Origin of the sequence: Roseivivax marinus, assembly GCF_900109705.1 — a bacterium.
Taxonomy (GTDB): domain Bacteria; phylum Pseudomonadota; class Alphaproteobacteria; order Rhodobacterales; family Rhodobacteraceae; genus Roseivivax; species Roseivivax marinus.
The window spans coordinates 1-3,925 of sequence record NZ_FOAI01000029.1 but is presented as its reverse complement, the minus strand read 5'-3'; the positions used below and the strand labels follow the sequence as shown (position 1 = coordinate 3,925).

Here is a 3,925-nt window from a genome sequence, read left to right as displayed (position 1 = left end):
CCCAGAAACAGCTGCGCGAGGTCGAGGCGCGCATCGCGCGTCTCGAGGCGCTCAGGATCGAACTTCAGCGGATGATCGGCGAGTGCAGCGCAGATAGGGTCGCGGATTGCCGCATCCTTGAGGTCTTGCGCGATCACGAGGAATGCCTATCCGATCACGGGCAGGCCGACGCCTGATGCCGGCGATCTTGGTATACCCGCTCGCAGCGCTTGCCGAGATCGCCGGATGCTTTGCCATCTGGACTTGGTGGCGCGGCGCTTCGAGCCTCTGGCTGATCCCTGGCATTGCGACCCTCGCTCTGTTTGGCTGGCTGCTCGCGCAGGTCGACGCCGGTTTCGCAGGCCGCGCGTTTGCGGCTTACGGCGGCGTCTATATCGCCACTTCGCTGCTCTGGATGTGGGGCGTCGAGGGGCAGCGGCCGGACCTTTGGGATTTTGCCGGTGCAGGTCTGTGCCTCGCCGGAGCCGTCGTGATCCTGGCGGCGCCACGCGCTGGGTGACAGAAGGCTCTGATCGGCCTAACAGCGCGACGTGCAAGTGTCACATGGCACACCAGTTGCGCGGTTCAGTTTCCACGGCGGCGAAGCTTCAGGCCGAAAATAAAGGAAAGGTCCGAAGTCAGCCCCGATTATCGGGTCATCGCGATCAGCCCAAAGAAGACATCCAGCAGCCAGCCTCGATGCTGCGGCCGCAGCCCGCATTGCAGTCATACGTTTGCTGCGCAACGGGTAACTAAGTGGGACCCGGGGCAAGCCGATATCGAAGTCGACGAACAGTTATCGCGCTTCCGAACCCTACATTCTCATAAGTAAGTCCGCAGCACCTCTGCAATCGGCGAGAGCCCTTCCCCGTCAGTGATGCACCACATAGCATTGGCAATGCTCGCCGCCGCTTGGGGGGACGCACAAGCCTCCTTGATGATCTCAAGCTGCTCTTCGTCCAGATCCCAATGGGCAAGGCATGCCGGGAGGTCTTCCCCCTCCTCACCACTGTCTGCCCATTCGATCAGGTAGTATTCGACTTCTTTCAGTGTCATCGTTTGCTCGTAGTTCATAACGGTCTCCATTCTTGTGATCAGGAGATCGCGTCGTTTGCAGCTGACGGAAACAATTTCTGTGGATTCGTTTGCCGCGCGTCATGTTTCGGTCAGCGTCCGCGGCCAAGGTGCCTATCGGCCCTTAGCGGACGTTCGGTCCAAACCCGTCCAAGGGCTTCTTTATCTCATGACCAATCTAAGGCGCGAGAACCGGCAAGTCGGACGGGGCGCTCAAGCGCCCCGTCCTTCAGCTTAGCAGGAAGATGCCGCTATTGCCCCGAGAAGGCCGCGTAGACCGCGCTCTCGAAATCCACATACCCTGGAAAGGAGACCCCATCTGCGAACGGCAGGATCTGCGTTGCCCAGTAGCCGCCGATCCCGTTCTTCCGATCTATCCAGTAATAGCTGTTCGCCAGCCCGGCCCAGCCGATGGCGCCGGCCGGGCGACCGGTCGGCGCGTCTTCGGTGTTGACCATGAAGGTGTAGGACCAGTCCTTGGGCATGCCCGGAAAGAACTCTGCATCATTCGAAAGCGAGGGAATCACGCCGGGCAGCATGGTGACCTTCTGCGGCGGGACAAGCGCGCCCTTCACGGCCCATTCGACGGTTTCGGGCTTCAGGACCCGTCCGTTCGGACCGGCGCCGTCGTTCAACCACATGCGGATGAACTTCATGTATTCCGGAACAGATGCGTAGAGCCCGTGGCCACCCATGTGGACCTCGGGATCATCGGGCAGTGCGAAGTCGTCCATCGGGGTCAGCCCGCCATCCTCGCCCCGCGCATGGATCGTCGCGGTCCGATCCTTCATGTCGGTGGTCCGGGTAAAGGCGATGTCCTGCATGCCGAGCTGGTCGAAGATACGCTCCTTCATGACCTCACCCAGACGTTGGCCGCGGATGCCTTCGACGACCTGTCCGACCCAGTCGATGTTCGTGCCGTATTCCCATTTCGTGCCCGGATCGAACAGCAGCGGCGTCTCGATACAGGCCCGGCTTCCGGTGACGACAGAGGGCTGGCCCTGCTCTTCGGCGAGGCGCTTATAGACCTCGTTGAAGAAATCATAGCCGAAACCGGCCGTGTGCAGCATCAGTTGGCGGGTCGTGACATCGCTTTTTGGTGCGCGCAGGCGGGGGGTGCCATCCGCGTCGAACCCGTCGATCACCTTCAACTCACCGATGGCCGGGGCGTAGTCCCTGGCGGGGGCATCAAGGTCCAGCAGACCCTCCTCGACACATTGCAGAGCGGTCGTGCCCGCGATGGCCTTGGTGGTCGAGAAGATGGCGAAGACCGTATCCTCCGTCATCGCGTCGCCGTCCAGCCGCCGCTCTCCGGCAGCGCCGGAGTAGATATCGCCATTGCGGTCCGTCGCCATTGCGACAACCCCGGGCACACGCGATGGACCGCTGACCAGCCCGTTCAGAACGGCGTCACACCGGGTTTTCAGATCGTTTGTGTTGATGTCCTTCATTGGTTCCTTCCTTGAAGACGTGAGGGGAAGAATGCGGGACATATGCCGGGCGCGCTGTCCGCGACCGGCATGGCCTGTCCGGTTTCGGTAACAAAGTCAGTGTGGGCGGATGCGTCGCGCGGATCGGCCACGCGTCTGCGAAGGCGTTTCTCCGAACCTGTTTCGATACCGGCCGGCCAGAGCGCCGAAGTTCGAAAAGCCCCAGTCTGCGGCGATCACGGTGACGGTCACATTGGCTGGCAACGTTTCAAGATCCCGGCGAAAGCCCTCAAGTCGCCGCGCCACGAGGAATGTCCGAGGCGAAATACCTCGAAACTTCTGAAATCCGCCGGACAGTGTCCGTGCAGAAACGCCGACACGCTTGGCCACATCGCCAATTGAAGGTGCCTCGCGCGCTTCGGCTTCCATGATCTCTTCGGCCGCTCGAACATAAGCGGGAGCGGCACAGCGGGCCCCGGTTTCAAGGCTCAACCCAGCGGCCGATGCCCACTGGCGCAGCAGTTCGACGCAGAGCATCTCTTCGACATGTCGCGCCAGCACCGCGTTCGATGAGACTTCGCCCTCGCGCGTCAATGCACGGGTGGCATAGTCGAGCAGCGCGGGCCAGGCTGAGTTGGGACCACCGATCTTGACGCGGCTGGTCCATAGCCGGTCATCCGGAATGAAACCGAACCACCGCTCGGCCGTATCCACCATCGCCTGATGCGGGATCGTGAGGTTGAGCTGCATGTGCTTGGGATCACCCTCCAACCAGTAGTCAGCTCGGGAGCAATCTACGACAAAGCTTTCCCCGGCGCCGGTTGCAACAGAGCCACCATCGGCTTGATGATCCAATGCCCCGCGCAGGGTGTTAAGAACAAGGATGTTTCCAGCGTCAGGATCGAAACGGTCAAGGTGAATGCCGGTGCCGTAGGCAAACCGGGTCATGGTCACACAGCCCGCCTTCGCCGAAATCATGGTCGCGTCCGGGCGGGACAAGCGATCCAAAGGCCGCACCCGATACCGCATATAGACCGACCGGCAGAAGTCCTCCACTTCGTCCCAATCAGCTGAATGCGTCTTCTGCTGATGCCGGATCGGTGACCCCAAAGAATCCAGAACAAGTGCATGTTCCAGCAAAACCGCGCTCCTCCTCGTGGTTCCAGCGTCAATATAAGACGATATTGGCGAGGTAGACATCCGGCATTGGTCGTAAAGAAATGAAGGTGTTGGCGGCGACGCGCCGACACGGTCGCGATCTGGCGAAGCTTCTGACCAAGCGCGTCGCCCCCCCCGGCGTGTCGGGCTCAACAATAGCGACATTGGTTCAAGCCGCAGCGAATGACCTGTGTGGATGGCTCCTGCATAGCAAGTCCAAAATGCAGCGTGGCGCACCTATCAGAAGCGGTCGTGTGTCCGGCCTATTTGCGCGGTGCGTCTGA

4 protein-coding genes and 1 pseudogene are annotated in these 3,925 nt (G+C 61.2%); 2 read left to right on the top strand and 3 right to left on the bottom strand.

Annotated features, from left to right (window positions below; translation table 11 throughout):
• Both BMX29_RS19705 and BMX29_RS18630 read left to right on the top strand, forming a co-directional pair.
• A pseudogene (locus BMX29_RS19705) lies at positions 1 to 176 on the top strand (MerR family transcriptional regulator); the annotation flags it as partial.
• Complete coding sequence (locus BMX29_RS18630) at positions 176 to 499, top strand: YnfA family protein (RefSeq protein WP_092815945.1); 324 nt, start codon at positions 176 to 178, stop codon at positions 497 to 499. The pseudogene BMX29_RS19705 and the gene BMX29_RS18630, both read left to right, overlap by 1 nt.
• Positions 500 to 801: 302 nt before the next feature.
• On the opposite strand, the gene BMX29_RS18625 is transcribed toward BMX29_RS18630, so the two are convergent.
• The 3 genes from BMX29_RS18625 to BMX29_RS18615 form a co-directional block, all read right to left on the bottom strand.
• Positions 802 to 1,053: a hypothetical protein gene (locus BMX29_RS18625; RefSeq protein WP_139197119.1), complete on the bottom strand. Its 252-nt coding sequence runs from the start codon at positions 1,051 to 1,053 to the stop codon at positions 802 to 804.
• A gap of 251 nt (positions 1,054 to 1,304) precedes the next feature.
• The gene (gene acmB / locus BMX29_RS18620; protein ID WP_092815939.1) at positions 1,305 to 2,504 is read right to left on the bottom strand and encodes a methyl acetate hydrolase AcmB; all 1,200 of its coding nucleotides are present in this window, start codon (positions 2,502 to 2,504) and stop codon (positions 1,305 to 1,307) included.
• A gap of 96 nt (positions 2,505 to 2,600) precedes the next feature.
• Positions 2,601 to 3,623, bottom strand: coding sequence for an AraC family transcriptional regulator (locus BMX29_RS18615; RefSeq protein WP_092815935.1), 1,023 nt, complete (start codon positions 3,621 to 3,623; stop codon positions 2,601 to 2,603).
• Positions 3,624 to 3,925 lie beyond the last annotated feature (302 nt).